The organism is Pampinifervens navoyensis (assembly GCF_046159715.1).
Classification (GTDB): domain Bacteria; phylum Aquificota; class Aquificia; order Aquificales; family Aquificaceae; genus Pampinifervens.
The window spans coordinates 102,276-128,325 of sequence record NZ_JBJXCT010000001.1; the positions used below are offsets into that span (position 1 = coordinate 102,276).

32 protein-coding genes and 1 tRNA gene are annotated in these 26,050 nt (G+C 48.4%); 19 read left to right on the forward strand and 14 right to left on the reverse strand.

What is annotated here, in order from left to right; all coding sequences use genetic code 11:
• Position 1 precedes the first annotated feature (1 nt).
• Positions 2–1,714 (reverse strand): proline--tRNA ligase, encoded by a 1,713-nt coding sequence (locus tag ACKRDP_RS00605; protein ID WP_409152800.1) that lies wholly within the window; start codon positions 1,712–1,714, stop codon positions 2–4.
• A gap of 20 nt (positions 1,715–1,734) precedes the next feature.
• Between ACKRDP_RS00605 and flhA the strand changes: the two genes are divergently transcribed.
• The 8 genes from flhA to ACKRDP_RS00645 are packed head-to-tail and all read left to right on the forward strand — an operon-like array spanning position 1,735 to position 9,606.
• A complete protein-coding gene (gene flhA / locus ACKRDP_RS00610) occupies positions 1,735–3,774 on the forward strand; it encodes a flagellar biosynthesis protein FlhA (RefSeq protein WP_409152801.1) in 2,040 nt (679 codons plus the stop codon).
• Positions 3,764–4,870, forward strand: a complete 1,107-nt coding sequence (locus tag ACKRDP_RS00615) for a flagellar biosynthesis protein FlhF (RefSeq protein WP_409152803.1) — start codon at positions 3,764–3,766, stop codon at positions 4,868–4,870. Before flhA ends, ACKRDP_RS00615 begins: the two co-directional genes overlap by 11 nt.
• The gene (locus ACKRDP_RS00620) at positions 4,870–5,697 is read left to right on the forward strand and encodes a MinD/ParA family protein (protein ID WP_409152805.1); all 828 of its coding nucleotides are present in this window, start codon (positions 4,870–4,872) and stop codon (positions 5,695–5,697) included. The genes ACKRDP_RS00615 and ACKRDP_RS00620 overlap by 1 nt, the downstream gene beginning before the upstream one ends.
• Positions 5,698–5,699: 2 nt before the next feature.
• A complete protein-coding gene (gene proC, locus ACKRDP_RS00625; RefSeq protein ID WP_409152807.1) occupies positions 5,700–6,467 on the forward strand; it encodes a pyrroline-5-carboxylate reductase in 768 nt (255 codons plus the stop codon).
• The gene (locus ACKRDP_RS00630; protein WP_409152809.1) at positions 6,428–7,045 is read left to right on the forward strand and encodes a purine nucleoside phosphorylase YfiH/LACC1 family protein; all 618 of its coding nucleotides are present in this window, start codon (positions 6,428–6,430) and stop codon (positions 7,043–7,045) included. The genes proC and ACKRDP_RS00630 overlap by 40 nt, the downstream gene beginning before the upstream one ends.
• 30 nt (positions 7,046–7,075) lie before the next feature.
• On the forward strand, positions 7,076–7,753 hold the full coding sequence (locus tag ACKRDP_RS00635; RefSeq protein ID WP_409152811.1) for a hypothetical protein: 678 nt from the start codon (positions 7,076–7,078) through the stop codon (positions 7,751–7,753).
• Complete coding sequence (locus ACKRDP_RS00640; protein ID WP_409152812.1) at positions 7,743–8,396, forward strand: class I SAM-dependent methyltransferase; 654 nt, start codon at positions 7,743–7,745, stop codon at positions 8,394–8,396. Before ACKRDP_RS00635 ends, ACKRDP_RS00640 begins: the two co-directional genes overlap by 11 nt.
• Positions 8,329–9,606, forward strand: a complete 1,278-nt coding sequence (locus ACKRDP_RS00645; RefSeq protein ID WP_409152814.1) for a ComEC/Rec2 family competence protein — start codon at positions 8,329–8,331, stop codon at positions 9,604–9,606. Before ACKRDP_RS00640 ends, ACKRDP_RS00645 begins: the two co-directional genes overlap by 68 nt.
• Before the next feature lie 122 nt (positions 9,607–9,728).
• Here ACKRDP_RS00645 and ACKRDP_RS00650 read toward each other — a convergent pair whose 3' ends face one another.
• Both ACKRDP_RS00650 and ACKRDP_RS00655 read right to left on the reverse strand, forming a co-directional pair.
• The gene (locus ACKRDP_RS00650) at positions 9,729–10,862 is read right to left on the reverse strand and encodes a porin (protein ID WP_409152816.1); all 1,134 of its coding nucleotides are present in this window, start codon (positions 10,860–10,862) and stop codon (positions 9,729–9,731) included.
• Positions 10,863–10,990: 128 nt separating this feature from the next.
• A complete protein-coding gene (locus ACKRDP_RS00655) occupies positions 10,991–11,485 on the reverse strand; it encodes a DUF29 domain-containing protein (protein WP_409152818.1) in 495 nt (164 codons plus the stop codon).
• Between the two features lie 39 nt (positions 11,486–11,524).
• Here ACKRDP_RS00655 and moaC point away from each other — a divergent pair, with 39 nt between their 5' ends.
• Both moaC and dprA read left to right on the forward strand, forming a co-directional pair.
• The gene (moaC, locus tag ACKRDP_RS00660) at positions 11,525–12,289 is read left to right on the forward strand and encodes a cyclic pyranopterin monophosphate synthase MoaC (protein ID WP_409152820.1); all 765 of its coding nucleotides are present in this window, start codon (positions 11,525–11,527) and stop codon (positions 12,287–12,289) included.
• A complete protein-coding gene (gene dprA / locus ACKRDP_RS00665; protein ID WP_409152822.1) occupies positions 12,273–13,283 on the forward strand; it encodes a DNA-processing protein DprA in 1,011 nt (336 codons plus the stop codon). Before moaC ends, dprA begins: the two co-directional genes overlap by 17 nt.
• 1 nt (position 13,284) lies before the next feature.
• Here the strand turns inward: dprA and ACKRDP_RS00670 are convergent.
• The 11 genes from ACKRDP_RS00670 to ACKRDP_RS00720 form a co-directional block, all read right to left on the reverse strand.
• A tRNA-Ala gene (locus tag ACKRDP_RS00670) sits at positions 13,285–13,356 on the reverse strand.
• A 12-nt stretch (positions 13,357–13,368) separates the two neighbouring features.
• Complete coding sequence (locus tag ACKRDP_RS00675; RefSeq protein ID WP_409152823.1) at positions 13,369–15,378, reverse strand: primosomal protein N'; 2,010 nt, start codon at positions 15,376–15,378, stop codon at positions 13,369–13,371.
• Positions 15,375–15,869, reverse strand: a complete 495-nt coding sequence (locus ACKRDP_RS00680; protein ID WP_409152825.1) for a 6-carboxytetrahydropterin synthase — start codon at positions 15,867–15,869, stop codon at positions 15,375–15,377. Before ACKRDP_RS00680 ends, ACKRDP_RS00675 begins: the two co-directional genes overlap by 4 nt.
• Entirely contained in the window at positions 15,869–16,108 is a 240-nt protein-coding gene (locus tag ACKRDP_RS00685) for a sulfurtransferase TusB (protein ID WP_409152827.1), read from the reverse strand. The genes ACKRDP_RS00680 and ACKRDP_RS00685 overlap by 1 nt, the downstream gene beginning before the upstream one ends.
• On the reverse strand, positions 16,102–16,443 hold the full coding sequence (locus tag ACKRDP_RS00690) for a DsrE family protein (RefSeq protein ID WP_409152829.1): 342 nt from the start codon (positions 16,441–16,443) through the stop codon (positions 16,102–16,104). The genes ACKRDP_RS00685 and ACKRDP_RS00690 overlap by 7 nt, the downstream gene beginning before the upstream one ends.
• A gap of 1 nt (position 16,444) precedes the next feature.
• On the reverse strand, positions 16,445–16,747 hold the full coding sequence (locus ACKRDP_RS00695; protein WP_409152830.1) for a DsrE family protein: 303 nt from the start codon (positions 16,745–16,747) through the stop codon (positions 16,445–16,447).
• Entirely contained in the window at positions 16,744–16,992 is a 249-nt protein-coding gene (locus ACKRDP_RS00700; protein WP_409152832.1) for a sulfurtransferase TusA family protein, read from the reverse strand. Before ACKRDP_RS00700 ends, ACKRDP_RS00695 begins: the two co-directional genes overlap by 4 nt.
• Before the next feature lie 27 nt (positions 16,993–17,019).
• Positions 17,020–18,720, reverse strand: a complete 1,701-nt coding sequence (locus ACKRDP_RS00705) for a GspE/PulE family protein (RefSeq protein ID WP_409152833.1) — start codon at positions 18,718–18,720, stop codon at positions 17,020–17,022.
• Complete coding sequence (gene panB / locus ACKRDP_RS00710; RefSeq protein WP_409152834.1) at positions 18,713–19,513, reverse strand: 3-methyl-2-oxobutanoate hydroxymethyltransferase; 801 nt, start codon at positions 19,511–19,513, stop codon at positions 18,713–18,715. The genes ACKRDP_RS00705 and panB overlap by 8 nt, the downstream gene beginning before the upstream one ends.
• A 2-nt stretch (positions 19,514–19,515) precedes the next feature.
• Entirely contained in the window at positions 19,516–19,830 is a 315-nt protein-coding gene (locus ACKRDP_RS00715; protein WP_409152835.1) for a hypothetical protein, read from the reverse strand.
• Positions 19,831–19,871: 41 nt separating this feature from the next.
• Complete coding sequence (locus ACKRDP_RS00720; RefSeq protein ID WP_409152836.1) at positions 19,872–20,282, reverse strand: NUDIX domain-containing protein; 411 nt, start codon at positions 20,280–20,282, stop codon at positions 19,872–19,874.
• 90 nt (positions 20,283–20,372) lie between these two features.
• Between ACKRDP_RS00720 and ACKRDP_RS00725 the strand changes: the two genes are divergently transcribed.
• The 9 genes from ACKRDP_RS00725 to ACKRDP_RS00765 all read left to right on the forward strand — a co-directional run bounded on the left by ACKRDP_RS00725 (position 20,373) and on the right by ACKRDP_RS00765 (position 26,049).
• Entirely contained in the window at positions 20,373–20,672 is a 300-nt protein-coding gene (locus ACKRDP_RS00725; RefSeq protein ID WP_409152837.1) for a DUF2325 domain-containing protein, read from the forward strand.
• A gap of 154 nt (positions 20,673–20,826) precedes the next feature.
• Positions 20,827–21,270 (forward strand): ferritin-like domain-containing protein, encoded by a 444-nt coding sequence (locus tag ACKRDP_RS00730; RefSeq protein ID WP_409152838.1) that lies wholly within the window; start codon positions 20,827–20,829, stop codon positions 21,268–21,270.
• A gap of 66 nt (positions 21,271–21,336) precedes the next feature.
• Positions 21,337–21,750, forward strand: coding sequence for a DsrE family protein (locus ACKRDP_RS00735; RefSeq protein ID WP_409152839.1), 414 nt, complete (start codon positions 21,337–21,339; stop codon positions 21,748–21,750).
• 12 nt (positions 21,751–21,762) lie between these two features.
• The gene (locus ACKRDP_RS00740; RefSeq protein WP_409152840.1) at positions 21,763–23,706 is read left to right on the forward strand and encodes a TonB-dependent receptor plug domain-containing protein; all 1,944 of its coding nucleotides are present in this window, start codon (positions 21,763–21,765) and stop codon (positions 23,704–23,706) included.
• Positions 23,706–24,125 carry a TonB-system energizer ExbB gene (gene exbB, locus ACKRDP_RS00745; protein WP_409152841.1) on the forward strand — a complete coding sequence of 140 codons (420 nt, stop codon included), beginning with the start codon at positions 23,706–23,708 and terminating at the stop codon, positions 24,123–24,125. Before ACKRDP_RS00740 ends, exbB begins: the two co-directional genes overlap by 1 nt.
• The gene (locus ACKRDP_RS00750) at positions 24,106–24,483 is read left to right on the forward strand and encodes an ExbD/TolR family protein (RefSeq protein WP_409152842.1); all 378 of its coding nucleotides are present in this window, start codon (positions 24,106–24,108) and stop codon (positions 24,481–24,483) included. The genes exbB and ACKRDP_RS00750 overlap by 20 nt, the downstream gene beginning before the upstream one ends.
• Complete coding sequence (locus ACKRDP_RS00755) at positions 24,480–25,286, forward strand: energy transducer TonB (RefSeq protein WP_409152843.1); 807 nt, start codon at positions 24,480–24,482, stop codon at positions 25,284–25,286. Before ACKRDP_RS00750 ends, ACKRDP_RS00755 begins: the two co-directional genes overlap by 4 nt.
• The gene (locus ACKRDP_RS00760) at positions 25,286–25,720 is read left to right on the forward strand and encodes a MotA/TolQ/ExbB proton channel family protein (protein ID WP_409152844.1); all 435 of its coding nucleotides are present in this window, start codon (positions 25,286–25,288) and stop codon (positions 25,718–25,720) included. Before ACKRDP_RS00755 ends, ACKRDP_RS00760 begins: the two co-directional genes overlap by 1 nt.
• On the forward strand, positions 25,717–26,049 hold the full coding sequence (locus ACKRDP_RS00765) for a DUF2149 domain-containing protein (RefSeq protein ID WP_409152845.1): 333 nt from the start codon (positions 25,717–25,719) through the stop codon (positions 26,047–26,049). Before ACKRDP_RS00760 ends, ACKRDP_RS00765 begins: the two co-directional genes overlap by 4 nt.
• Position 26,050 lies beyond the last annotated feature (1 nt).

Sequence of the window (26,050 nt, forward strand, 5' to 3'; positions counted from 1 at the left end):
TTTAAATCTTGTCCCTCTGCACGAGCTCCTTTACGCTCTCTACAGCCTTCTCTATCTCCACATCCCACCGCTCGCCCGTGTGTCTGCTCTGGAGCTCCACTTTTCCTTCCTTTACCTTTTTGCCCACCACAAGCCTGTAGGGGAAACCGCACAGGTCTGCATCTGCAAACTTAAAGCCAGGGCTTTCGTCCCTGTCGTCGTATATTGTCTCTATGCCGTGCTCCTCTGCCAGCATGTAGAGCCTTTCTGCCACTTCCTTCTGCTGGGGGTCTGAGGGGTTTACGCATATGATGTCCAGCTCAAAGGGTGCCACTGTGGTGGGCCATTTTATGCCCTTTTCATCATTATACTGCTCCACGAGGGCCGATATACACCTTGATATACCTATGCCATAGCAGCCCATGATGATGGGCTTTTCCTGACCCTGAGGGTCCGTGTAGTATGCCCTCATGGGCTCAGAGTATCTTGTTCCAAGGAGAAATATGTGCCCCAGCTCAAGCCCTCTACTTACCTTAAGGGCTGAGCCACACTTGGGACATGGGTCTGCCTCCTCTACCTGACACACATCCACAAACTCCCCATACTGAAAGTCCCTCCCGGGGTTTGCGTTCACATAGTGATAATCGGGCTTGTTGAAGGCTATCACCACATTCTTCAGACCGTAGGTGGAGTTGTCCCAATATACTTTTACCTGAGGTGGAAGGTTAAAGGGTCCTATAAAGCCCTTTCTGGTTTTGAGAAGCTCCCAGACCTCGTGGTCTTCCGCAAGCCTGAAGTTCTCCGTGCCCAGCACTGCCTCCACCTTGTTTTCATCCACATTCCTGTCCCCCCTTATGAGAAACATTACAGGCTCTGAGCCATTGACCATATAGAGCACTGCCTTTATTATTTTCTTTGCGGGAATTCCAAGGAAAGAAGAGAGCTTTTCTATGCTGTCCGTGCCCGGCGTCTCCGTCTCCCTGAGGGGAAGCTCCTCTTCTATCTCCTCCTGAGGCTTTGGAAGCTTGACTATTTCTGCGTTTGCTCCGTAGCCACAGCTCTCACAATAGGCTACCCTCGCCTCTCCGTAGGGTGTAAGAGCCACAAACTCGTGAGAGCTCTTACCGCCAATGGTTCCCACGCTAGCCTCCACCAGCAAAGTTTTGAGCCTGAGCTTTTTAAATATCCTGTCGTAGGCAAACTTCATGCTCTCGTAGGACATCATGGCAGAAAACTCATCAGGGTCAAAGGAGTAGGCGTCCTTCATGATAAACTCCCTTCCCCTTATGAGACCAAAGCGTGGTCTTTTTTCGTCCCTGAACTTGACCTGTATCTGGTAGAGCACCACCGGAAGCTGTCTGTAAGAGTTTACAAAGGACCTCACAAGGTCCGTTATCTCCTCCTCATGGGTTGGTCCAAGGCAGTATTCCCTGCCGTTCCTGTCTTTGAGAGTAAAGAGCTCCCTGCCGTATAGCTCCCACCTGCCAGTCTCTCTCCAGAGCTCTGAAGGGTTAAGGACCGTCAGAAGCACCTCCTGAGCTCCGCTCCTGTCCATTTCCTTGCGGACAAGGTCTTCTATCTTCCTGAGGACTCTCACGCCCGGAGGTGTAAACTCGTATATGCCAGCAGAGACCTGTTTTATAAAGCCAGCTTTGAGAAGAAGTCGGTGAGAGGGGGCTTCTGCATCCGCAGGCTCTTCCTTTGATGTATACCAGAAGTATTTGCTCCAGCGCATGGGGCTTAAAATTATACTTCATGAACCTGAGGGAAGGGTGGGTAATTCTGGCCTTTGTGGTCATACTGGGTGCCATAATCTTACCCGTTCCAGCCCTTCTCCTTGACCTTCTTCTTGCCCTTAGCATAACCTTTTCCATGACGGTGCTGGTGCTTACCACATTTATAAAGGAACCCCTTGAGCTTTCAGCCTTCCCCAGTATACTGCTCCTCGGGACGCTTTTGAGGCTGTCTCTCAACATAGCGGCGGCAAGGAGAATACTCCTCTACGGTCATGAAGGCACATCAGCTGCCGGGCATATCATAGAAGGCTTTGGGACCTTTGTTGTGGGTGGTGATGTGGTGGTGGGGCTTATCGTTTTCCTCATATTTATAGTCATAAACTTCATCGTCATAACAAGGGGTGCGGAGAGGGTCTCTGAGGTGGCTGCGCGCTTTACTCTTGACGCCATGCCAGGAAAGCAGATGAGCATTGACGCAGACCTCAACGCAGGGCTAATCACCGAAGAAGAAGCCAGAAGGAGAAGGGCTCAACTTGAGCAGGAGGCGAGCTTTTTTGGTTCCATGGATGGTGCCAGTAAGTTCATAAGGGGAGATGCCATAGCGGCACTCATCATACTCTTCCTGAGCCTTGTGGGGGGTCTCCTTGTGGGGCTTGTCTTCAAAGGGATGGGCTTTTCCGATGCCATAAAGACTTATTCACTGCTTACTGTGGGTGAGGGGCTTGCCAGCCAGATACCTGCCCTCATGCTCTCCACCTCTGCAGGAATAGTGGTTACCAAGTCCTCTTCAAAGGAAGAGCTGGGGAAAGCACTTTTCAAAGAGTTTTCAAAAGAGCCGAGGGTGTTTCTCTTTTCCTCCGCACTTCTTGTGTTTATAGGTCTCATACCAGGCTTTCCAAAGCTACCCTTTTTCTTCATGGCAGGCTTGCTGGGAGGGCTCTATTACGCCCTGAGCAGAGCCCTCAAACAGGAGGAACTGAGAAAACTTGAGGAGATGCTTAAAGAGCAGAAAAAACCTCCAGCGGAGAAAAGGGAAGAAGAGATACCCACCCAGCCGGAAACCATAGCCCTTGAGATAGGCTATGGACTAATACCCTACGTGGATGAATCTCAGGGTGGAGATGTGCCCGACAGGATAAAAACCGTAAGAAGACAGCTTGCCAGTGAGTATGGGGTGGTCATACCTCTCGTTCACATAAGGGACAACCTTAAGCTAAGACCTCACCAGTATCGCATACTCATAAGGGGTATAGAGGTGGACTCCTTTGAGATAGTCCCCGGGCACTGGCTTGCCATAGACCTAGGAAATGCAAGAGAGCCACTTCAGGGCATAGAGACAAAGGACCCCTCCTTCAAGCTGAAAGCCTACTGGATAAGGGAAGAGCTAAAAGACAGAGCTCAGAAGCTGGGCTATATGGTGGTGGATATATCTACCGTCATGATAACTCACATAAGCGAGACCATAAAGAGGAACCTTCACGAAATACTGGGGAGGGCTGAGGTGCTTGAGCTTGTGGAGAACCTTTCAAGGAAATACCCAAAGGCAGTTCAGGGTCTTGTGCCGGATGTGGTGCCAGTCTCAGTGCTACACAGAGTGCTCCAGAACCTTCTCAGGGAGGGCATTCCCATAAACGACCTCCTTACTATACTGGAGACCTTTGCAGATTACATAGAACAGACAAGAGACCCGGACCTTCTAACCGAGTATGTCCGTCAGAGACTTGCCAAAAGAATTACAAGGCTATACTCCACCAACGGAACCCTGTATGCTATGATAATATCGCCAAAGATTGAGGCGAAGCTAACCGCCTTTGTGCAGGAGGGAAGGGAGGACGAGTTTCTTGACCTTCTCATAAACACAGTATATCCAAAGCTCTCAGGAGAAATCTCAAAGTTCACCCAGTATCAGGCTCTGCCCCTTCTCATAACCTCAAGCTCCATAAGGAGGCATGTAAGAAAGGTTCTTGAAAATTACATGCCAAACCTCACCGTGCTGTCTTATAATGAACTTGACAGACAGCTGAACCTCAAGGTCATAGGTGTTATAGATGAAGATTAAAAAACTGGTGGTGGATTCTCTTCAGGAGGCGGTGGAGGAAGTTAGGGCTCTGTATGGCTCAGAGGCGGTAATACTCTCCACAAGGGTGATAAAGCAGAAACTCCTCCCCTTTCTACCTTTTCCCCGAAGGTCAAAGCTTGAGATAACTGTTGGTATACCAGACAGAGAAGACTTTTCTGTAGAGCTAAAGAAGGAGGAGACCCTATATCAGGAGATAAACAGACTCAAAGAGAACCTCAGAGAAGTTATGGAGCTTGTCAAAAGGCAGAAAACGGAGAAGGAGGAAGTAAAAAGGGACGACCTTGAGGGAGAGTATTCCATCAGGGCGCTATATCTGATGAACAAACTCATAAACAGGGGTGTTTCAAGGGATATAGCAGAGAAGATAGTGGAATCCGCCTGCGGGTATGATTTTGAACTCAAAAGGCTTGACCTGAAGGGTGAAAACATGGAATCTCTTGTGGAGGCTTTTAGCAAGAACATAAGGCTTGTGGAGAACTTCCCCGAAGAGGGCTTCAGCGTTGTGGTCCTTCTTGGTCCCACAGGTGTTGGCAAGACAACCACCATAGCGAAACTGGCGCACATGCTCAGGCAAAGGGGTAAGGGTGTGGGGCTTATAACCATAGACAGCTACAGGGTGGGCGCTGTCCAGCAACTCCAGACCTACGCCAACATAATGGAACTCCCCTTCAGGGTTGCGGATACGCCCTACAGGCTCAGGGAGTGTATAGGAGAGCTCTCTTCCCTTGATGTGGTCCTTGTAGATACAGGCGGAAGAAGCCAATATAATGAAATAAAGATAAGGGAGCTTGTGCCCTTTTTTGCAAAACTGCCAGCTCTGAAGGCATACATAACTCTGAGTGCAAACACGGAAGAGAGAGTTCAGTATGAGATAATAGAGAGCTTCAGCGTGGTGGAACCGTCAGGTCTCATATTTACCAAGCTGGATGAAACTGGCTACTTTGGCACTGCCATAAACGTTGCCTACAGAACTCAGATGCCTATACTCTGTTTTACGACCGGTCAGAGGGTTCCTGAGGACATGGTGATGGCTAGTTACGACTACATGGCTAAGATATTCTTAGAGGTGCACTGATGGAGGCTCAGGCTCTTCATCTCATGAGCGTGGAAGGAAAGGAAAAGAAAACGGGATACATAGCGGTGGCAAGCGGAAAGGGAGGAGTGGGCAAGACCCTCATAACCATAAACATGGGAAGAATAATAGGGAGGAACAGCAAAAAGGTCCTCATAGTGGATGGAGACCTTGGACTTAGCAACGTGCACATAATGCTGGGGATAACGCCAGCAAAGAACCTATACCATTTCTTTATGGGCGAAGCCCCTCTTGAAGAGGTTGTTGTTCCCATAGAGGAAAACCTTGCCTTCATATCCAGCGGTAGCGGAGTGAGAGAACTGGTAAACCTGCCGCCTGCACAGCTCAGAAACCTCATTTTCAAACTTCAGGAATATGCGGAGAGAAACTACGACTGGGTAATATTTGACACGCCTCCGGGCATACACTCAGACACAACAGCCCTGGTCTCCTCCTCCCACATACCTGTAATAGTGACCACACCCGAACCTACAGCAATAGCAGATGCCTATGGGCTCATAAAGGTTTTAAATCAGGAGGAGAGGGTAAAAGAGTTTTATGTGCTTATAAACAAGGTAAGCAGCTATGAAGAGAGCCTCAAGGTTTACGAAAGCATAAGAGTGGTGTGTGAAAAGTTTACCTCTGCGGAGACAAAATATCTGGGTGGTATAAGATACAATCCGAAGATAATAAGGAACATAGTAAATCAGAACCCATTTAACGAGGACCTCACAAGGGACCTCACAAGGGCTCTTTCAGGACTTCCTCTGGATATAAAGCCCTATGCTCCCAGCTTCTGGGAGAGATTGATATCAAAGCTCAGGAGATAGAAATGACGCTTGGAATAATAGGATATGGAAACATGGGGGAAAGCTTTGCAAGGTCTTTGAGAGAACATGCGGAGGTTCTTGTATACGACATAAGCGAAGAGAAAAGGTCAGAGGCACTCTCTGAGGGTTTTGGCGTGGCATCAGACCTTGACTTTCTTCTCAGAGGTTCTCAGTGGCTCCTGCTGGCTGTAAAGCCAAAGGATGTGGAGAGTGTTATGAAAAGGCTCAGCGGTAGGCTTGAGGGGAAGATGCTCATAAGCGTGGTGGCTGGTCTGAGCCTTGAGAGGCTAAAGGAGCTGAGCGGGGCGGAAAAGCTCATAAGGCTCATGCCCAACATAAACGCTCTTGTGGGTAAGGCAACCATAGCCTTTGCTTGTGCTGAGATAAGCGAAGAGGAAAAGGAAGAGTTTATAAGGCTCTTTTCTCACTGCGGAAATCTCTACGAACTTGAGGAAAGTTTGTTTGATGCTTTCACGGCCCTTGCAGGCTCAGGTCCGGCCTTTGTCTTCAGCTTCGTGCATGCCCTTGCCCTTGCGGGCGTGATGGAGGGCTTTTCTTACGAGAAGGCAAAGTCCATGGCCATAGACATGGTGCTTGGCTCCTGTGAACTTCTCAAAAGGCTTGGTGGCAACCCGGAGGAGTGGCTTACAAAGGTCGCCTCTCCCGGCGGGACCACCATAGAGGGCATAAAGGTGCTTGAAGAAAGGGGTTTTAAGGGCATAATAATGGAATGCATACGCAGAACCTCAGAAAAGGCAAAGAGGCTCTGATATTTTCACTCCAGACTCCCACCGCAAGGGTTGTCCTCAAGTGGTGGGAGGAGGACACTGATGTAGTCACGCTCAGACAGGTTCACTCTTCAAAGGTTTTTCTGGTTGAGGATTTTGTGCAGGGGCTTGAGGGGGATGCCCTCATAACACAGAGGAGGGGACTTAAGATAGGTGTGAGGACTGCGGACTGCGTGCCGGTTGCCCTTTTAGGGAAAAAGGCGGTGGCGGTTGTTCACGCAGGCTGGAGAGGGCTGAGGGATGGTATAATTGAGAAGGTCCTTGAAAGGTTGAGACCGCTTGAGCCACCTGAGAACTACCTTGCCTTTATAGGTCCCTCTGCGAGGGCGTGCTGCTACGAGGTGGGTGAGGAGTTTAAAGGATACTTTTTAAGTCTTCAAATCAGAAACGGCGGGCACTACATGGATACGCAGTCAGAAGCCATCCTGAGGCTGAAAAGAGGGGGTATAAGAAAGTTTTTTCAGCACGGTGTATGCACCATATGCCACGATAGCCTGCCATCTTACAGAAGGGACAAGACCCGAGATAGAATACTCACCTTTGTAGAACTACTTGTGTAAGCTCAGAAAAAGCATAGAATATTCTATGCTATGGCTGTTGAAGAAAAGCACAAAGAATACATAATAAGGAATTTTTACGACATACTGCAGGCACTCAGAGAAAACCCCGACTGGGCTCATCAGCTCACCTCCCTTATTCTCACCTACGAGCTTCTGAGGCTACCTCAAAAGTTTGACAGGTTTGTGGAGGAGGGTTTCAGACCTCTTGCCAGAAGGGTTGAAAGGCTGGAAGAAGGTCAGAAGAGGCTTGAGCGTGATGTCGCTATACTTAAAAATAAGGTGAGCAAACTGGAGGTGGATGTGGTAAGCCTTGAGGGAGATAACTTAGAAAGGAAGGTAAGAGAAAGGGCACCGGCATACTTTGGAAGGTATTTCAGGAGGGTCAGAGCTGTGCCTGTGGAAGAGTGGTCTGAGAGGCTGGAGGATGCGGTAGATGGTGGGCTGATAACCGAAGAAGAAAGAAAGGACGCGATTAGCCTTTATGTTCTCATAAGGGCAAAGATAGAAGATGGTAGAGACGTCATGCTTGCGGTGGAAGTCTCTTACACCCTTGAGGACAAGGATGCAGAAAGAGCCCTCAAAAGAGCTAAGGTCATCTCAAAAGTCTACAATATGGAAACCATCCCTGTGGTGGGTGTAAACATTCCAGAGGTGCTTCAGGAAAGGCATCCCAGGGTGCTTGTGGTTCAGGCAGGATATGATAACTAAGAAGACGGTTGAGGATGTATTTTCCTCTGTAAGCAGAAAATACGACTTTTTTCTGAACCTGATTACATTCAAAAGGATTGACCAGTGGCAGAGAGAGCTTCTTAGTATGCTTTCCCCTGAGGGACACAGGCTTGATGTGGGCACGGGCACGGGTGAGGTGCTCCTCAAGTCTCAGAACAGAGGGCTCAGGGTGGGCATGGACCTTTCATTGGAAATGCTAAAGGTTGCAAAAACAAAGTGCAGAGCATGCAGGTTCGTGGTGGGTGATGCGGAGAACATGCCCTACAGAAATGAAGTCTTTGGCTCTATGACCCTGTCTCTTGTCTACAGACATCTGCTCAGCAGAAAAGCCTTCCTGCAGGAGGCAAAGAGGGTGCTGAAGGAGGGGGGACAGCTTGCACTTCTTGACATAAACAGGTTCTCTCTCACTCCGCTTCTTATCCTTGTGATGAAATATCCTCTAAAGCCACTCGGGCTTGTGCTCTTTGGAAGGGAAAAGTGGGACTTTTTTATACACTCTCTTGAAAACTCTCTGAGAGTTGAGGAGGTGGAAAAAGAGCTTGAGGAGGGAGGCTTTGAGGTGGTTGAAGTCCAGAGAAGGCTTTTCGGGCTTGTTTACCTTCTCCTTGCCAGAAAGAGGTGAGCTTCTTCAGATAGCTCTTTTCCTTGTAGTTCTTTTCGTAGCCCTCTGGAGGGTTCAGGAGGATCGGAGATACCTGTGGTTTGAGGAGGAGGGACATCTTCTAATAAAGGCTGTGAGCGTGCCAGTGGCACTCCCGGAGAGGCTCAGGCTGAAGGTGAAGGTGCTTGAGGGAGAGCTCCACGACCTAAGGGGAAGGGAGGCGTATTTGACCCTCTACGGTAGCCTAGACATCCCCTCAAAGACCTTTCTGCTCTACGCTAGAGTCAGGGCAGAGGGCGACTACATACACATATCTGGAAGCTACAGAGACATAGAGGAAGTGTATTTTCTCCAGCCGGCGGTAAGAGACAGGTTTATAAAGAAGGCGGAAAGGGAAATAGAAGACCCACAGGTGAGGGCTCTGGTGCTCACCTACCTTTTTGGTGAGGCAAGGGACACACTGCCTCAGGACCTTCAGTATTACTTTCTAAAGACCGGCCTTGTTCATCTCCTTGTCATATCTGGCTTTCATGTGGGAATGGTCTTTCTGACCCTGAAATACCTCTTGCCCTATCCCTACGGCATGCTACTCGGCATAGCCGGAGTGAGCCTGTATGTGCTTTTTCTTGTCCCTGCAGAGCCTCCCGTTCTCAGGGCATGGCTTATGCTCCTTCTCTGGGTGCTGGTCAGAATCTACGAAGGAAGACCCAACTCTCTGGGTATACTTCTTTTTTCCGGCTCTCTTCTGCTCCTGTTTGAGCCCGAGTTTTCCCATTCCTTTTCCTTCTGGCTCTCCTTTTTTGCCACTCTATACATAGTTCTCGGTCTCAGGCTCCTGCCAGCAGAAGGCTCGCAGACTTACCGGCATTTAGTCCTGCCCTTTGCGGTTTCTTTCTTTGCCTTTATGGGAGTTTCTCCCCTTCTGCTGTCCTTTACCCATACAAGCCTTGGAAGCGTGCTCTTTAGCCCAGTGGTGGGATACCTCTTCCTGCCCTTCACCGCCTACGGAGTCCTTGAGCTTCTTACCTTTTTCAGCCTTCCTACCTTCCCCCTTGAGCTCATAGGAAAGCTAATCCTTAAGGTAGTTAGCCTACTCTCTGCTTTTGACTTTCAGTTTGGACTTGAGCTGTCTGTGAAAAGCGCTTTCCTGCTTGCCACTGCAGGCGCCTCTGTCCTCTACATGCTTTCCACGAAGTTTCAGACTTCAGATACTCAGGCACCTTTTCCATAATAGAGAGTTTCTCTTCACTTTCAGATGTGCGGAACCCCTCAGGTTTTTTATTCTGTCCCATACAGGCGTATAAAAACAAAAAAGCCCCGCACAGGGCGGGGCTGAGAAAGGTCAGAGGCTTTTTAGAACTGAACCTGGAAGGCGAGAGTTACATTGGTGTAGTCTTTCTGACCTGCTGGTCTGTCAACGCTGTCCACTGCAAGCTGTATGAGAGCATTCTGACCTTTGAGGAAGTAGTTAACGGCTCCACCGAATCTCTTGAACTTTGTCTTTGCACCAGTAGTTGGCTTATCCTCTGAGTAGTCATACTTGAGAGCAAGTCCAGGTTTTCCTATACCCACAACCTGGTCATATATACCACCCACTTGGAGATAAAAGCCCTTCCTGTCATCTTTTGCAGTGTTTATATCCTTTACATCAAAATAGGCAGCTTCCCAGTTGGCTATGAGAGTTCCAAACTTTTGTTCGTGCTTTGCATCAACTGTCCATGCCTTTGTTGTAAAGGACAGGGCACCAGCTCCTGTATTACATGCTCCAGCACTTGTATTTCCACACTTCTGAGTTGCGTAGCCAACACCAAAGGATAGCACGTTTTGTCTACCAAGATATGTATCCCTTAGACCATAGCCCTTCTCACCCTTGAACCCAAGCATAGTAGGTGTGAATTGAAGCCTTATAGAGTACATGAGATTATCCTTGCCAGGATTGCCTGTGCTATTGTTGTAAGGACCATCAAATATACCTACATAGTATTTAACCATTGCATCAGCTATATCACCCCATACGGTAAGACCTGCGTTCCTGTATCTGGTTGGACCCTGCAGAGGAGCATCAACTGCAAGACCGCCGTAAAAGTAGCCTGTAGGTATAAGAAATGTATAGCTGTCTGTAAGAGCTGCCCTTGAGAAGGGTGTTCTGTAAAGACCTGCCTGGACATTGAGTTCATCCATAAACTTGAGACCTATAGCAGCGTCAGTAGCTCTTGCACTTGCAGCTGCAAAATCCATATTGGAGAAAAAGTACATGTGCTTGCCTACCCTTCCATTTGCATAGAACCTTACGTTGTTTAAGCTGAAGTCAAGAGCGCTCTTATTTCCGCTGGTCCTCTCACCCAGATACTGTCCCCAGATTTGAGCCTTAAAGCCCATATTTCCGCTTACGTCTTCGGCTACCTTAAAGGCAACTGCTTCTGCCTTTTGAGGCAGAATTATTCCCGCACCCATAAGGGCTGCTACCGCAAGTAGGCTCTTCCTCATGTTGGTACCCTCCTTTAAAGGTTTTGATGGCTATATGATAGCAGATAAGAAAGCCTTTGTCAAGCCCTTTTTAACTTTTGCACTTTTGCAAAGGGCTTTTAAATAGCGGTCTGAAATTTTGCAATATTTCAAAGCTCCCTCCTGAGGTCTCTTGTCATGGCTTCTTCGTAGGTATATGGGCACCTGGAAGGAAGCTGGGAAATAAGGCTTTCTTTACTTATATCCTTTAGCCACAGCTTTAGCTCATCCACCGCATCCTGCCATGCAAGCTCCAGATAATCCGGTAACTTATTCCTGAGGCTCGGATATCTTCTAAACAGCTTGGATATTTCAGTTCTGGCTCTGTCTATGCTCCTTATCCAGCTGAGCCCACCCTTTTCTTTGCCAGCTTTTGTCCATTGTCTGAAGTGGTCCCACTCATACATATGCTCCAGAATAACAGCCAGATGGCTTATACAACTATCTAAATGCTTTTGAGCCATATCCTCTATTTCCTCCAGCAGGTTCTCCCAGTCCACAAGGTCGTAGAGCCCCTCTTTCAACAGCTCATGGTTTATCTCCGCCCAAAGGGGATAGTCTCTTTCGTAAAGTTCCTTTAGCTTTTCTTTGCTTATTGTCCTCATGAGTATAAATATAGACCCATCTGGTTTATAGTTTTTCTTATGAAAACGGTGGATGTAAGTGGTAAGCCCGAGACCCTCAGGACTGCCAGTGCTTATGGAAGAATAAGACTAAAACCGGAGACGGTTAAGGCTATAAAAGAGGGTAGAGTGCCAAAGGGGGATGTGCTCTCTGCTTGCAGGCTTGCCGGCATAATGGGTGCCAAGAAAACTCCGGAGCTTCTCCCCTTCTGTCATCCTCTGAGCTTTGAGCATGTGGAGGTGGACGTAAGGGTTGAAGAAGACTGTCTGGAAGTCTTTTCCTATGTGAAGGGCGTGGGCAGGACGGGATATGAGATGGAGGCTCTTACCGCCGTGAGCGTTGCTCTTCTGACCGTATACGACATGTGTAAGGGCATGGACGACAGCATGACCATTGAGGAGATAAGGCTAATCTCAAAGGAGGGTGGAAAGTCCCAGTGGGGCAGGAATCTTGAGGGTATAAGGGTCAGGGTTCTTTCTGAATGTGGTATGAAGGAGCTTATTGAGGGCAAGCTATCAGCACTGGGTGCAGAAATCTCGGAAGAAGACTTTCAGCTTACCATAAGCACCCTGCCCCTTGAGTTTTCTGAAGTCTGGGGTGTATCTGCCGTCTTAAACCAGAAGCTCTTTTCCCTTTTCCCCCACAGGCTCAGGAGGGGTGTGAGGGTGGGGCTTTTTGAGGGAAAGCCCTGCGTGGAGATTCAGGAAGAGATGGATATAGTCCAGTCCTTCTTTGAAAACTTTGGAAGTCTAATCGGGAACTGGGTGGATGGAGAAGCTCTATAACTGGCTTTTGCTCAAGGCTATAAGGGGGCTCGGGGAGGTGTCCATAAAAAGGCTCTGGCTCAGGGCTGGTAGTGTGGAGAGGATACTCTCCATGAGCCTTGAAGAGGCAAGCTCTCTTATAGGCGAAGAGAGGGCAAAAGCTCTTATTGAGAAGAGGCTTTCCTTCAGACCTGAAGAGGTGATAAAACTGGTGGAAAGGGAGGCTATAGGATGGCTTACCCTTGAGGATGAGGAGTATCCTGTGCTTCTCAGAGAGATTGAAGACCCGCCTCCCGTCCTCTTCTGGAGGGGCACACAGAATAAAAAGCCCCTTATCGCTGTGGTTGGAACAAGAAAGCCAGACCTTCAGAGCATTAACTTTACAAGACATATGGTGCGTCAGATAGCACAGAAGGGTTATGCGGTAGCCTCTGGCGGAGCATACGGCATAGACATGACCGCCCATGTTGAAAGCCAGAAATACTCAGGCTTTACTGTATGTATACTGGGAATGGGTATACTCAGAATGCCCTCCTACCTACACAGACTGCAGGAAGGTGTCCTCTTCCTCTCCGAGTTTCTCCCAGAGGTAGTCCCTGAGGATTATACCTTCCCGAGGAGAAACAGGCTCATAAGCGGTATCTCCGCATCGGTAGTGGTGGTAGAGGCTAGCGAAAGGAGCGGAGCCCTTATAACCGCAGAGTATGCCCTCAGGCAGAAAAAGCCCCTCTGGGCATACATAGGCAATGCATCCAGCCAGAGATGGCTCGGCTGTGTGAAGCTCGTAAACGAAGGGAAGGCAAAGATACTATACAGCGCCGAGGCTCTCTTTGATAACCTGCCCACATCAGACCTGAAGAAAGACCCCCTCCTTGAACTGCTGACGACTCCAAAGACCTTTGACGACCTCATTGAAGCCACGGGCATGGAGGCTTCCGAGCTCACCCTCAGGCTCCTCCAGCTTGAGATGGAGGGCAGAGTTAGCCGTAGCGGTTCTTACTACATTGCCTTGTAAATGGAGACGAGGGGAGTTGAACCCCCGACCTCCTGCTTGCGATGCAGGCGCTCTCCCACTGAGCTACGTCCCCTCAGAGCTAAAATTATAACACCTGAAGGTTTGTGGGTCTGAGAGACCTCAGATACTTAAGAAGGGAGCTGAAGTTTCTGCTGTCGACCTTTATGAGAAGCTCCGTCACCTTCTGGAGTTTTTTTCTGCTCACTTCCACTGGAAGATGGCTCAGGTCTGGCTCTCTGCTGAGCTGAAGTTTTATGAGCCTGCTGAAGGGCGGAAGGTTTTCTTCTTTTCTTCTGTGGAGCTCCTCTTTGCAAAAGCCCTCCCAGTCCCTTGCCCTGAGATACTCTAAAAGTGGGTTGTATTCCATGACCGTCTGCACCACAAGCCTTTTCCTGCTTATACAGAGAGCCTTCCAGACATAGGAAAAATACTGCTCCGTGGAGTCATACCATGGGACGGAGAGTATGTTGTCCGCATGCAGTATAAACACGTTGTCGTAAATTTTGCCCAGCTCTGGAAGGGTGTTGAAGTGCATGTGCCCTGATTTCCCAATCCATCTGTCTACCTCCTCCATGGCCTTTTCTATTCCAAAGCCTAGCTCAGAGAGATTCCCACCACATTCGGGACAGAGGGCAACGCTTCTGTATCCGCAGGAGTTGCAGAAAACCACATTACCATCCTTGCTCAGAGTTAAAAAGCTTCCGCACTGCGGGCACTCCAGCACGTAACCACACACCCTGCAATAGGCGTAGGCATAGCCCACCTTATTTACAAGGATAAGACTCTCTTCACCAGCACAATCTTTCAGAAGCCTTACAGTGTCTGTAGCCAGAACCTCCTCAGGCTTTCTCTTTACCACGAGCACTTCCGCAGTGGGAGTGAAAACCTCCCTCTCCCAGCCCTCTCTAAGACACAGGCTTACAGGTGGAAGAGGGCTTGCAATGCAGAAACCTGCGCCATAGTAGCGAGCAAGTTCAAAGAGAAGGTGTCTCAGATTAGTCCCGTCCTGTAGCTTTGAAGCCCTATCTCCAAGAAGAACAAGGAGCTTCAGATTCCTTATTGGGGAGAGAAGAGCAAGCCTGCTTCCAAGCACCACAAGACCATCCTCTTCGCCAACTCTGAACCAGTTTCTTACAAATTCCCTCTCCTTCTGCAGTGAGCTAAGCAGAACAAGCCTGTCTCCCAAGACTGGATACAGCTCCTCGTAGAGACATTTCAGCATCTCAAGATGGTCGCAGAAAAGGAGAACAGAGCTCTTTTTTTCTGCAATAGCCTGAAGCTCCTCAAAAAGTCTTTCACTTATGCCCTGCCAGCTACCCATCAGTAAAGTCTTTCTTCCCAGTGGTTTCAGTATAGTTTTTATCTCCTGTCTGAGTTTTGTGGGTTTAAAGCTTATCTGAGGAAGTTCTTCATCCACTTCCACCACCAGGCCTTTTTTAATTAGAGCCCTGATTTGCCCGGTTTTGAATCCCTTGTCCTTCAAATCCTCCTCGCTTGCATACCCTCTTTCAAGCAAAAAATAGAGTAGCCTGATTGCATCCTCTCCTCTCTTCAGCGCCCTGAGCCTCTGTATGGCTTCCTCAATGGGAAGAGAAAGTCTGTAGATTTTCTCACTGAGCTCTGGAGCCTTCCACTCCCTCATTTTTATCAAAAAACCAAGTTCCATCAAATGCCTTACGGGACCATCCCCGAACCGCTTTCTGAGATTTTCTTCCTTTACCTTCTTCCTTTTACCCACCCATGCAAGGATTTCAAGACTTTTTCTATCAAGGAACCTGTGAGGCTTTTCGGAGAGAACCACATACTCTTCTTCCCTCCAGTCAAGGGCTGATGGTAGAAGTTTATGCAGAAGGAGCCATGGGTTAAGACCATAATGACCTGCAGTTTCTACCACTGCCTTTATGTGCTTTTCTGTGGTCATCGGAACACTGTCGGGAAACTCAAGGGGCACTTCCTGCCCTTCCCTGGCTAAGCCCACAATGATGGCAGTCTTCCCCTGAAGGAGAACCCTGTAGCCTATGGGGCTACCTTCATAGGGAAAGTTGGCTTTTACTCTAAGTATCCTTCCGCCTGGCAGGGCAAGTTTTAAATTCATTCACCCCAGTATTCTGCTTTTGAGGTGGCGGTCTCCCAGAGGACCACCTTCACCACCTTCACGTCACCCAGAAGACCAACCTCTGAGAGCTTTTCCACAAGGTAGTCGTAGAAAAATTTAGCAAGAGCCTCTGCAGTGGGGCAGAAGTTGACGGGGAATATCTTCATCGCTCCGTATTTCTCAGCTACAGTCCTCAGCTCTTCATACATGGGGTCGTTCCTGTCTATGATGAAGCTGTGGTCTACTGTATCTATAAGGTCTTTGAGGGCGTTCTTTACGTGGTAGAAGTCCATAACCATGTCCTGCTCCGAAAGCCTGTCTGAGCCAAGGGTTACTTCAAGCACATAGCTGTGTCCGTGCAGGTTTACGCACTTGTTCACCGGCACCTCTTTGCCAAGGGTGAGCTCTGCACCTCTTCCACAGGTGAGGTTCTGCTTCCATACCCTGTGGCCTGCTTCAAACCTGAAGGTTTTTGATATCTGCCATTTCATTACCAGACCACCACCCTTTCAGATTTTACTATTAGCTCCGCTATTTCTTCATAGCTTTTTGTAAGGTTTTCAGGGATTTTTATGCCCCTCGCCTGCGCATCCTCTCTGCACGCATACCAGCCCTTCTTTGTAGGAAACCTCAAAACGCCGTCCTGTATTAATATGACCACATCTTCCTCCCCCACAAGGTCAGAGCTGAAGTCTCCAAGCTTTCTTACAAGCCACAGGGTCTTTACCATACCAGCACCGCCTCCGAGTCTGCGATTATGTCCCTTAGCTCTTCTATGCTTTTTACCTCAACCTTGCAGATAAGGTCCTCTGGCTTTAGCCCTCTCTCCTCAAGAGAGGCGTCCTCTGCGTATAGTTTCACCCTCACGTAGCCCATGTTTTCCAGAAGCCTGTCAAAACCCTGAATGCCCAACTCTTCCGGATACCACCTGCTCAGGGCGAACACACCGTCCTTTATCATTATAAGGTTTACATCACAGCTTATACCCAGAGCCATGGCTATTCTAAAAGCTTCATGACACTTCCAAGAAAAGGGGTCTCCCTTTATCACTAAGGCTACTTTCATTTCAGTTAAAGTTTATCACCTTATCGTATTCACCTATGAACCTGGAAAGGTTGTAGGTTGAACTGCTTTCAAAAAAATCAAGAGCCTTCTCTATACCCCTCTGGTGTGCAGAATGGGCACAGTATAGAAGCCGGACTCCCATTTCTTTGAGTTCTTTGGTTTCAGGTCTTATAGTGTAATAGGCACCGTTGCCAGAAAAGAATATGGCAACCTCACCCCTCTTTGTCAGCTCTTTTGTGAGATTTATGATAGTGTTGTAGTCCTTTGCGAAGGGATTGCTGGTAACGATAAGGAGGAATTTCATCGTGTCTTTTTTATGAATATCTCCCAGGTGTTCTCTGAAATCTGGTTTACTCCCAGCACTTCCTGACCTTCCTCTTTCATGCTTTTGGGGACGCTCTCCGCCGAGGGCTTGTAGTCCACTATTACTCTGAGCACCTGACCCGCTTCCATCTGCTCAAGAACCAGCTTGCTTTTCACAAAGGTAAAGGGACAGACATCTCCCCTTATATCCAGTTCCCTGTCATGCCTGATGGACTCAGTCTTCATGGAATTTTTAATTATAAAACTTTCTGCCTATTTTGCAAGAACCCTTTCCACTTCTGCGATGGATGTTATGCCTTTTCTGACCTTTATCAGACCGGCTTCATAAAGGGTTCTCATACCCTTCTTGCGTGCAAGGTCTCTTATATCTTCTGCAGTGGCTCCCTTTACGATGAGCTTTCTCATCTCTTCGTCTACCTCTAAAATCTCATGCACTGCGGTCCTCCCCCTGTAACCAGAGCCATTGCAGTAATCACAGCCCTTTGGATTAGACCTGTATATGGTTATGTTTTCGTCAATACTCTTTATAACCCCAAGTCTGAGAAGTGCCTCCCTTGGCGTGTCGTCAACGAGCCTGCACCTTGGACACAGTTTTCTTACAAGCCTCTGGGCAGTTATAAGGATAAGTGAAGAGCCTACAAGGAAGGGCTCTATGCCCATATCTACGAGCCTTGTCACTGCGGAGGGGGCATCGTTTGTATGAAGGGTTGAGAAAACAAGATGTCCAGTAAGAGCAGCCCTTATACCGATTTCTGCAGTTTCCATATCCCTTATCTCACCTATTAGTATTATGTCCGGGTCCTGTCTGAGAAAGGCCCTCAGCACGCCGGCAAAACTGACACCTATCTTCTCATTCACCTGAACCTGGTTTAGACCCGGTATGGAAACCTCCACAGGGTCCTCCACTGTCATTATGTTCACATCAGGGCTATTGCGCTCCATAAGTGCTGCATAAAGTGTTGTTGTCTTACCAGAGCCTGTAGGTCCTGTTACCAGTATCATTCCCCATGGGGTCCATATGGCTTTTCTGAACTTTTCAAGGTCATCTGGTTCAAAGCCAAGCTCATCAAGTTTTACGCTCAGGTACCTTTCTGCTTCCTGAATTCTCATGACGACCTTCTCTCCATAAACTGTGGGCACGGTGGAAAATCTCAGGTCTATCTTTTTACCCTTAAATCTCGTTCTTATCCTTCCGTCCTGAGGCCTTCTCTTTTCTGCTATATCAAGGTTTGACATAATCTTGAACCTTGCCACCACTGAGTCTTTTATCCTTATAGGGAACTCATGGTATATTCTCAGAACACCGTCAACCCTGTATCTTACCACGAGCTTTTTCTCCTGGGGTTCTATGTGTATGTCTGAAGCTCCCAGGTTCACAGCCTCCGCTATCAGAAAGTTCGCCAGCCTGACTATGGGCCCCTCACCCGCCTCTGCAGCCAGTGCCTCAGGAGAGAGCTCCATTTCCTCCTCCTCTATCTCTACTTCCTCCCCCATGTCAAAGCTTTCCACAATCCTGTCCACAGCAGGATAAAGCTTGTTCAGGAGGTCTTCTATGGACTTTTTTGTGGAAACAAAGGGCACTATGGTGTTTATTTTTGTCTTGAACCTGAGCTCGTTTATGGCGGTTTGATTAAAGGGATTTATCGTCAGAACGTAAAGCTTCCCATCCTCATACTTTATGGGTGCTATGGCATGCTTTCTCAGTAAGCTCTCCGGCAGTTTTTCCTTTAATCCTTCGGGAAACTCTGCGCCTTCAATGCTTCCCCTCCAGAGTCTCTGGGGCATGTATTTCTGATAAAAATCTATAAGCCGGACATCATCAATGAAACCAAGTCTCAAGAGTGTGCTTATTATATCCTCATCCTTCCCCTTCTCTTTCTGAGCCTCTATCGCCTTATCTCTACTTATGTATCCAAGTTTTACCAGGAGTTCAAGGAGTTTTGCCTCATCCATAGCTCTCCTCCTCGGAAGGGAAAAGCACCTCTTCCACTTCCTTCCTGAACCTTATGAGAGCTTCTCTGAAGAGCTGTGCACCCTCCAGATACCTCTTTACAAACTTTGGCTTTATTTCCTCCACCAAGCCCACAAGGTCATGGAAAACGAGGACCTGCCCATCACAGTAAGGTCCTGCACCTATACCGATGGTTATAGCTCTTGATTTCTCTGTTATCTCCTTCGTAAGTCCCTTGGGTATGCTTTCAAGCACCACCATAAAGGCTCCGGCTTCTTCAAGCGCTCTAAAATCTCTTTTAACTCTCTGTGCCTCCTCCTCTGCTTTACCCACAACCCTGTAGCCGCCAAGGGCATGCACACTCTGAGGGGTAAAGCCAACGTGCCCCACCACGGGTATGCCCATGTGGACAAGCCTGTAAACCAGCTCTGCTACCTCTTCACCCCCCTCAATTTTCACGGCGTTTGCACCAGTTTCTTTTATAACTCTTCCGCAGTTTTTTATAGCTTCTTCAAGGCTTACCTGATAGCTCATAAAGGGCATGTCCGCTATTACAAAAGCCTTCTTTGTTCCCCTCCTCACTGCTTTTGTGTGATATATGATATCTTCAAGGGTCACAGGCAGTGTGGTTTCATGTCCCTGAAAAACCATACCCAGAGAATCGCCAACCAGTATGCAGTCTATACCAGCCTGTTCGCAGAGTCTTGCAGAAATGTAGTCGTAGGTGGATACCATAACTATCTTTTTACCATCCTGTTTTTTCTTAAAAAGGCTCCTTACCGTTATACCTTCCATTTTTAGCCTTCTTTCTTTTCCGCTGTCGCTTCTTCCACCTCTCTCACCAGCTGGAGCAACCTCTTTATGGTTTCCTTCATACCATTCATATCGGATAATTCCCTCATATCTTTAACAAGCTTGAGAAGGCTTTCAAGGAGCTCCTCCCTGTAGGGGCCCTCACCCACTCTAATCTGGTATGCTGAAGCGGTGACAGGGTTAACTATTGTGTTAACTATCCTTCTTGCTTCAAGCCTGTCCTGAGCCTGAGAAAGCTCCTCCAGCTCCTTCTGAACCCTTTTAAGCAGGTTTATACCTATCTCAAACTCCTTGGTCATAAAACTCCTCCGAGGGTAAGTGTTTTATAAATTTTAGCACATTAACCTTTCATATAATCCAACAGTATCCTCTTGTGGTCAAAGACCAACAGGTCAAAGGGCAGTTCCTCAAGCTTGTAAACTCTCACTTTCTTTGCATCGTCCCCAGCTTTCGGCTCACCTTCTGCATCGCATACAAAAACCAGAGAGACCACATGAAATCTCGGGTCCCTCTCGGGGTCAGAATATACGCCAAGAAGCTTCTTTATGCTTGCCTCAAGTCCTGTCTCCTCTTTTACCTCCCTCAGAACAGCCTCTTCAACTCTTTCTCCCACCTCCACAAAGCCTCCAGGAAGGGCGAGACCATGAGGCGGGTAGAGCCTTTCTATCAGAACAATACCCATGAACTTCTCACCTTCCCAGAGCCTCAGGATTGCATCCACCGCAAGGTATGGGGTTTTTATTCCTTTCATGCAGAGAATTCTAACCTGAGTTTTCTCATATTGCATACGCCGAAAGATTATGTTAGAATTGATATCTAATATCAATAAAGGAGGTGCGTCATGAGGCTTCTTGTGCTTGGAGGACACGACAGGCTAAAGTCCAGAGTAAAGGAGCTCTCAAAACGGTATGGGGTCAGGATTAAGTTCATCAACCAAGAAACCCAACAGAACATTGACAGTGCTCTGGCGTGTGCGGACTGGGTCATAGTCTTTACTGGCATAGTGGGGCATAACATGGTGAGGCTGGCAAAGGACTACGCAGGAGAGAGGTGCATATTCTGCCATTCACATGGAGTGTGTGCCTTAGAGAAAGAAATCAGAAGGCTTCTGGAACATGAGAAAAATCATCTTGACACTTGATTTTAATACCATTATAATAGTTGATACAAAATCTCAATCTGCATATGAGGTGAGCCATGGGGAACATGGGCTGGTCTGAACTTGGCTGGCTTATAGCCTTTGACCTGGTTTTTCTACTCCTTGTTTTGTCCACATTACTTTAGGAGGTATAGATATGGACAAACAGGCAGTCCTTGAGAAGCTCAACCGCATCCTTGAGCTGGAGCTGGCGGGGGTGGTGCGATACACCCACTACGCCCTGATGGTCTACGGGGTAAACCGCATACCTATAGTCAAATGGCTTCAGAAGCAGGCGGAAGACTCCCTACAGCATGCTAGGGAAGCTGGGGAGCTAATCACTTACCTGGGCGGACATCCCTCTCTGGGTATTGGTCCTCTTCTTGAGACTTACAGGCATGAGATTGAAGAGATTCTCAAAGAGTCTCTTGAACATGAACTGAGAGCTTTTGAGGAGTATAGGTCCCTCTTGGAGCTGGTAAAGGACAAGGACCACAGGCTTGAGGAGTGGGTCAGAGACAAGCTCAAAGAGGAGCTGGAGCATTACGACGAGGTCAACAAAATGCTCAGAAAGCCCGGTCAGATTGAAGCCTATCACTGACATGCAGGCTCTTGCTCATGGGAGGTCTTTTCTGCCTTGCCTCCCGCTTTTTAAAGGAGGTGTCTTATGAGTAAGTATTTGTTTTTTATGCTTTTTTACATACTTGTTTCTTTTTCCCATGAGACAGGACTACCAGAGGGTTTGCCAAGGCTGAAGGTTTTAATGTTTGTTTCAGAGGAAAACCATCACAGGACGGAGACAGCCTTTACCATGGCGAAGTCCTTGCTCAGCTCAGGTCATGAGGTTTTCATAGTGCTTGAGGGTCCATCGGTAAGGCTTGCCCAGAGGGAATACAAAGGTAAGGTCCCTTACGAAAAAACGCTTTCTGAGATTGTCCGGTTGGGTGGAAGGGTCTATGTGTGCCCTTACTGGGGTGGAAAACTGGGGGTAAAAAGCCTTAGAGAGGGTATTGAATGGGCAAACCCTCAGGTAATCTTTCCAGAGCTTGCGGATACAAGGACAAAGGTCATGGTATGGTGAGGAGGTAGGAACATGAAGAGAAAACTTTTACTGCTTGCAGTGCTGAGCACTGCCACCTTTGCCCAGGAGGAAAGACTTGAGGATGTTGTCATATCCGCCACAAGGCAGGAGCTTGAGAAGAAGCAGGCACCCCAGCCAGTAGAGTCCCTCAAAAGAGAGGACTTGCATAGGTTCAGCGTTAGAGAAAACCTCAGAGACCTTTTTCTCTTTGACAGCAGTCTATTTACTCTCAGGTCAAGGGGAAGGAGCTTTTTGAGTATAAGGGGTTTTGACGCAGACAAGGTGTTGGTTTTGATAGATGGTAGAAGGCTTACCGGTGAAGTAGACAGGGACTTTGAAATAGACAGGATTACCCTGGACAGGGTTGAGAGGGTGGAGATAGTAAAGGGTCCGGCGAGTGTTCTCTACGGAACGGATGCCCTGGGTGGTGTGATAAACATAATAACTAGAGAACCGCTAAAACCAGAGTTTAGCTTTTCCACCAAGTATGGCATGTATTCCTCCGGCGGAAATCCGGAGGAGAAAAACCTGTCTTTTTATGCCTATACGGGAAGGTTTGGAAACTTCAACCTTGGAGTTTTTGGAAGGCTTACGCAGGCAGAACCCTACAGGCTTCCTAACAGGACAACCCTTGCAGATGACAGAGACCTCAAGAGCTTTGGTATAAGCGCCTTTTACTACCTTGACAAGAGCGCAAAGAGTAAGCTAAGGTTTGACTACGACTACCTTACGCACAGGGACATAACCACAACCTTTCATACCACGCACTACAGAAGGTCAATAAACGATAACAAAAGGCAGAACCTTTCTCTGGGGCTTGACCTCAACCGACGGGACTGGAGGCTCTTTTTGAGGGGTTATGCCTCTATCTATGACAAGGATTTTGAGCAGAGGAGGGAAGATAACAACAGGCTTCTGCAGTTTGACATAGCGGACAGAAGAACCTATGTGATAGAGGGTTATCTTTCAAAGGACCTTTTTGAAAGGCACAGGTTTACGGTGGGTGGTGAGGGCAGGAGAGAGAGCTTTGAAACCACCAGGATAAGGTCGGGCTCCTTTAAGGGAACGGTAACAAGGGAAGGCATAACTCAGGCAAAGTATAAGGTAGATATAGACTACTATGCCCTCTATGTGCAGGATGAATGGTTTATATCCGACAGGCTTTTCCTAGTAGCTGGACTTAGATACGACGACAGCGACAAGTTTGAGAGTGACCTATCACCAAGGGTTGGACTGACCTACAGCCTTCTTCCAGACCTGAGGCTAAAAGCCAACTATGCCCACGGCTTTAAGTCTCCCACACCCAGAGACCTTTTTATATACTTTAGCCAGCCGGGTTATGTGGTTGTAGGAAACCCTAACCTCAAGAGCGAGAAAACCGATGGTGTAGACCTTGGGCTGGAAAAGGACTTTGGCAGACAGGCAACATTAAAGGTAAACCTCTTCTACACAAGGGCCAAGGACCTCATAGAAACTTGCCTTGTAAACACACCCGGTTGCCCTCCATTAACCCTGAACGTGCCATCTCCGCCGCCTAACGCTCAGGTCTTTACTTACAGGAACGTAGGAAAGGCTGAATTCAAGGGAGTGGAGCTTTCGGGCTTTTTTGCTCCTTTAAACTGGCTCGGCGGAAGGTTGTCCTATACCTACCTGGAGGCAAGAGATGAAGAAGAGGACAAGAGGCTTCTTCAGAGACCAAGACACAGGCTTGTAGGAGAGGTAAGCGTCAGGCCATTAGAAAAAACACGCATATCCCTCGCCGTTGAGCATACCTCTGACCTGCTCTGGACGCCCACTCAGGAGAAGGACTTTACCCTGCTGCACCTGTCTGCAAGCCAGAAGCTCTGGAAGGGTCTTGAGCTTTATGGTGGTGTGGATAACCTGGGGAATAAAAAGGACAGAGACCTCCCCATACTGGGAAGTTTCTACTATGCGGGCCTGAGGGGTACATTCTGATGTGGCTGGAGTATGTGTTTATGGGTATTATGGGGCTTATGAGCCTTGTGGGGCTGTATGTGTTTTTTGAGAGGCTCTTTTTCTACAAAAGGATAAACCTGTCAGACTTTTCTACAAGGGCAAGGCTGGAAAAAGAGCTTACAAGGGGTCTTTATGTGCTTGCGTCGGTAGCATCCAACGCTCCTTATGTGGGGCTTATGGGCACGGTGCTGGGCATCATGCAAACCTTCTACATAATGGGAAAGGAGGGTATGGGAGACACGCTCAAGATAATGACGGGGCTTGCTCTGGCTCTGAAAGCCACTGCGCTGGGGCTTCTGGTGGCAGTGCCGGCAACGGTTTTATACAACTACCTTGTAAGAAGGGCAAGGGAACTGCTTTACGAGTGGGAGGAAAAGCATGCAAGAAAGGGAGATTGACTACATGAATGTGATTCCTCTGGTGGATGTGATGCTGGTGCTTTTGACCATTGCCCTCATAGGTGCCAGCTTTGTGGCGGTGGGGTCTTTGCCTGTGAACCTGCCCTCTGCAGAGCATCAAAAGCGGTCAGTGGAGAGCCCCGTTGAGCTCTATGTGGACAGGCACGGAAACTTATACTGGAAGGGGGAAAGGATAAGTAAAGAAACTCTCCTGAACAGGCTCTCAAACTACGACAGGAACACGCACATAGTGGTGGGGGCGGACAGGGATGCTTCCGTGCAGTCTCTTGTGAGCCTTCTTGACCTTCTAAAGGGCATGAACTTTCAGAGGGTTTCCCTGCAGGTGAGAAGGACATGAGGTTGGATACAAGGGCTCTGCAACTTTCCCTTTTCTTTAACAGCCTTGCTTTTGTCCTCATCTTCTTCATGCTGAGGTTTGACGCGTCACAGATAACTCAGGTAGAGCTGGAGCTTTATTACACTCCACCCAATATTAAACATCCTGAATATGACAACCTGGGCGAGGAGGTAAGAAACATAACCCATAGAGGGCAAAGTCAGAAGGCGAAGGGAGATACAGGCGGACACACACCGGCTAAAGCCGATAGTTTTCAACAGCAGGTAGAAGAAAAACTTCAAAAAACACCCACATCCGAGGAACTCCTCAGCAAGGCTGAAGCAAAGGAGCAGTCAACACCTGCAGAAGCCCATGAGAAGACCCCACAGAAATCCGCCAGCTCTGAAGAAGGCCATAAGAGCACTAGACAGGAGACGCAGGTGGGTGCAGTTGCCCATGGTAAGGTGGGGAGCGGTGGAGCTGAGGTAGGAGCCGAGCCATCGGGTTCAGGGAGGGTGGGAGAGGGAGACTACAACCTGCTCTATCACAGGCAGAACTTTGGAGTGGTGAGGTCTGTTGTGAAAAGCCATCTTGAGTATCCACCTCTGGCAAGGCTAAGGGGATGGGAGGGGAGGGTGGTGGTGCTTATATGCCTTGAAGGCAGGAATCTATGCGGGCTTGAGTTAAGGGAGAGCTCTGGCTACCGAGTTCTGGACGAGGCGGTAATTAGAGCAGTCCAGAAGGCACACAGAAACTTTCCGGTTGCAGAAAGAAAAGTTAACCTGCTTTTGCCCGTGCAGTTTTCTCTCAAGGAGGATAACTGATGGAGAAGGTTTTCTATCAGGTTGTAATGCTTTTTCAATACCCTGTTTACGCATCGATAGGGCTCATGTTTCTGTATTCGCTCTTTGACCTTGGGCTCTTTACTGCAAGGGCCATAAAGAGAGCAATGGGGAAAAATCATCCAACACAACTCCCCCCAGAGGAGCTCTACCTGAGAGGACTGAAGGCTATGGAGCCTTCAAGGCTTGTCTCAAGGATTGCCCCTCTTCTGGGGCTTGTGGGAACACTTATACCTCTTGGACCGGCCCTTCTTGCCCTTGCGGAGGGCAACACGCAGGAGCTTGGCAGGAAGCTCTCTTTTGCCTTTGGGGCAGTGAGCCTCTCTCTTATATCTGCCAGCATAACCTACTACACCTCCACAGTGCGAAGACGCTGGCTTTTAGAGGACATAAAGAGACTGGAGGAGAAGAGATGAACCTCAAAGATATCCTTCTTCAGGAACTGGAGAGGCTTGAGGAAGAAACAGACCCCATGCTCTCGGTGGTAAACATGATAGACGCCTTTCTGGCGGTCGTTATCGCCCTTCTTCTGGTGCTGGTAAACAGTCCCTTCAACCCCTTCACAAAGGAAGATTATGTGCTTGTGAAAAACCCCGGCAGGGAAAACATGGAGCTGGTCATAAAGAAAGGGCAGAAGCTGGAGAGGTATGTAAAGAGCCAGCAGATAGGAGAAGGAAGGGGTGTAAGAGTGGGTGCCACTTACCGCCTGCCCGATGGAACGCTGGTTTACGTGCCGGAGGAGTAGC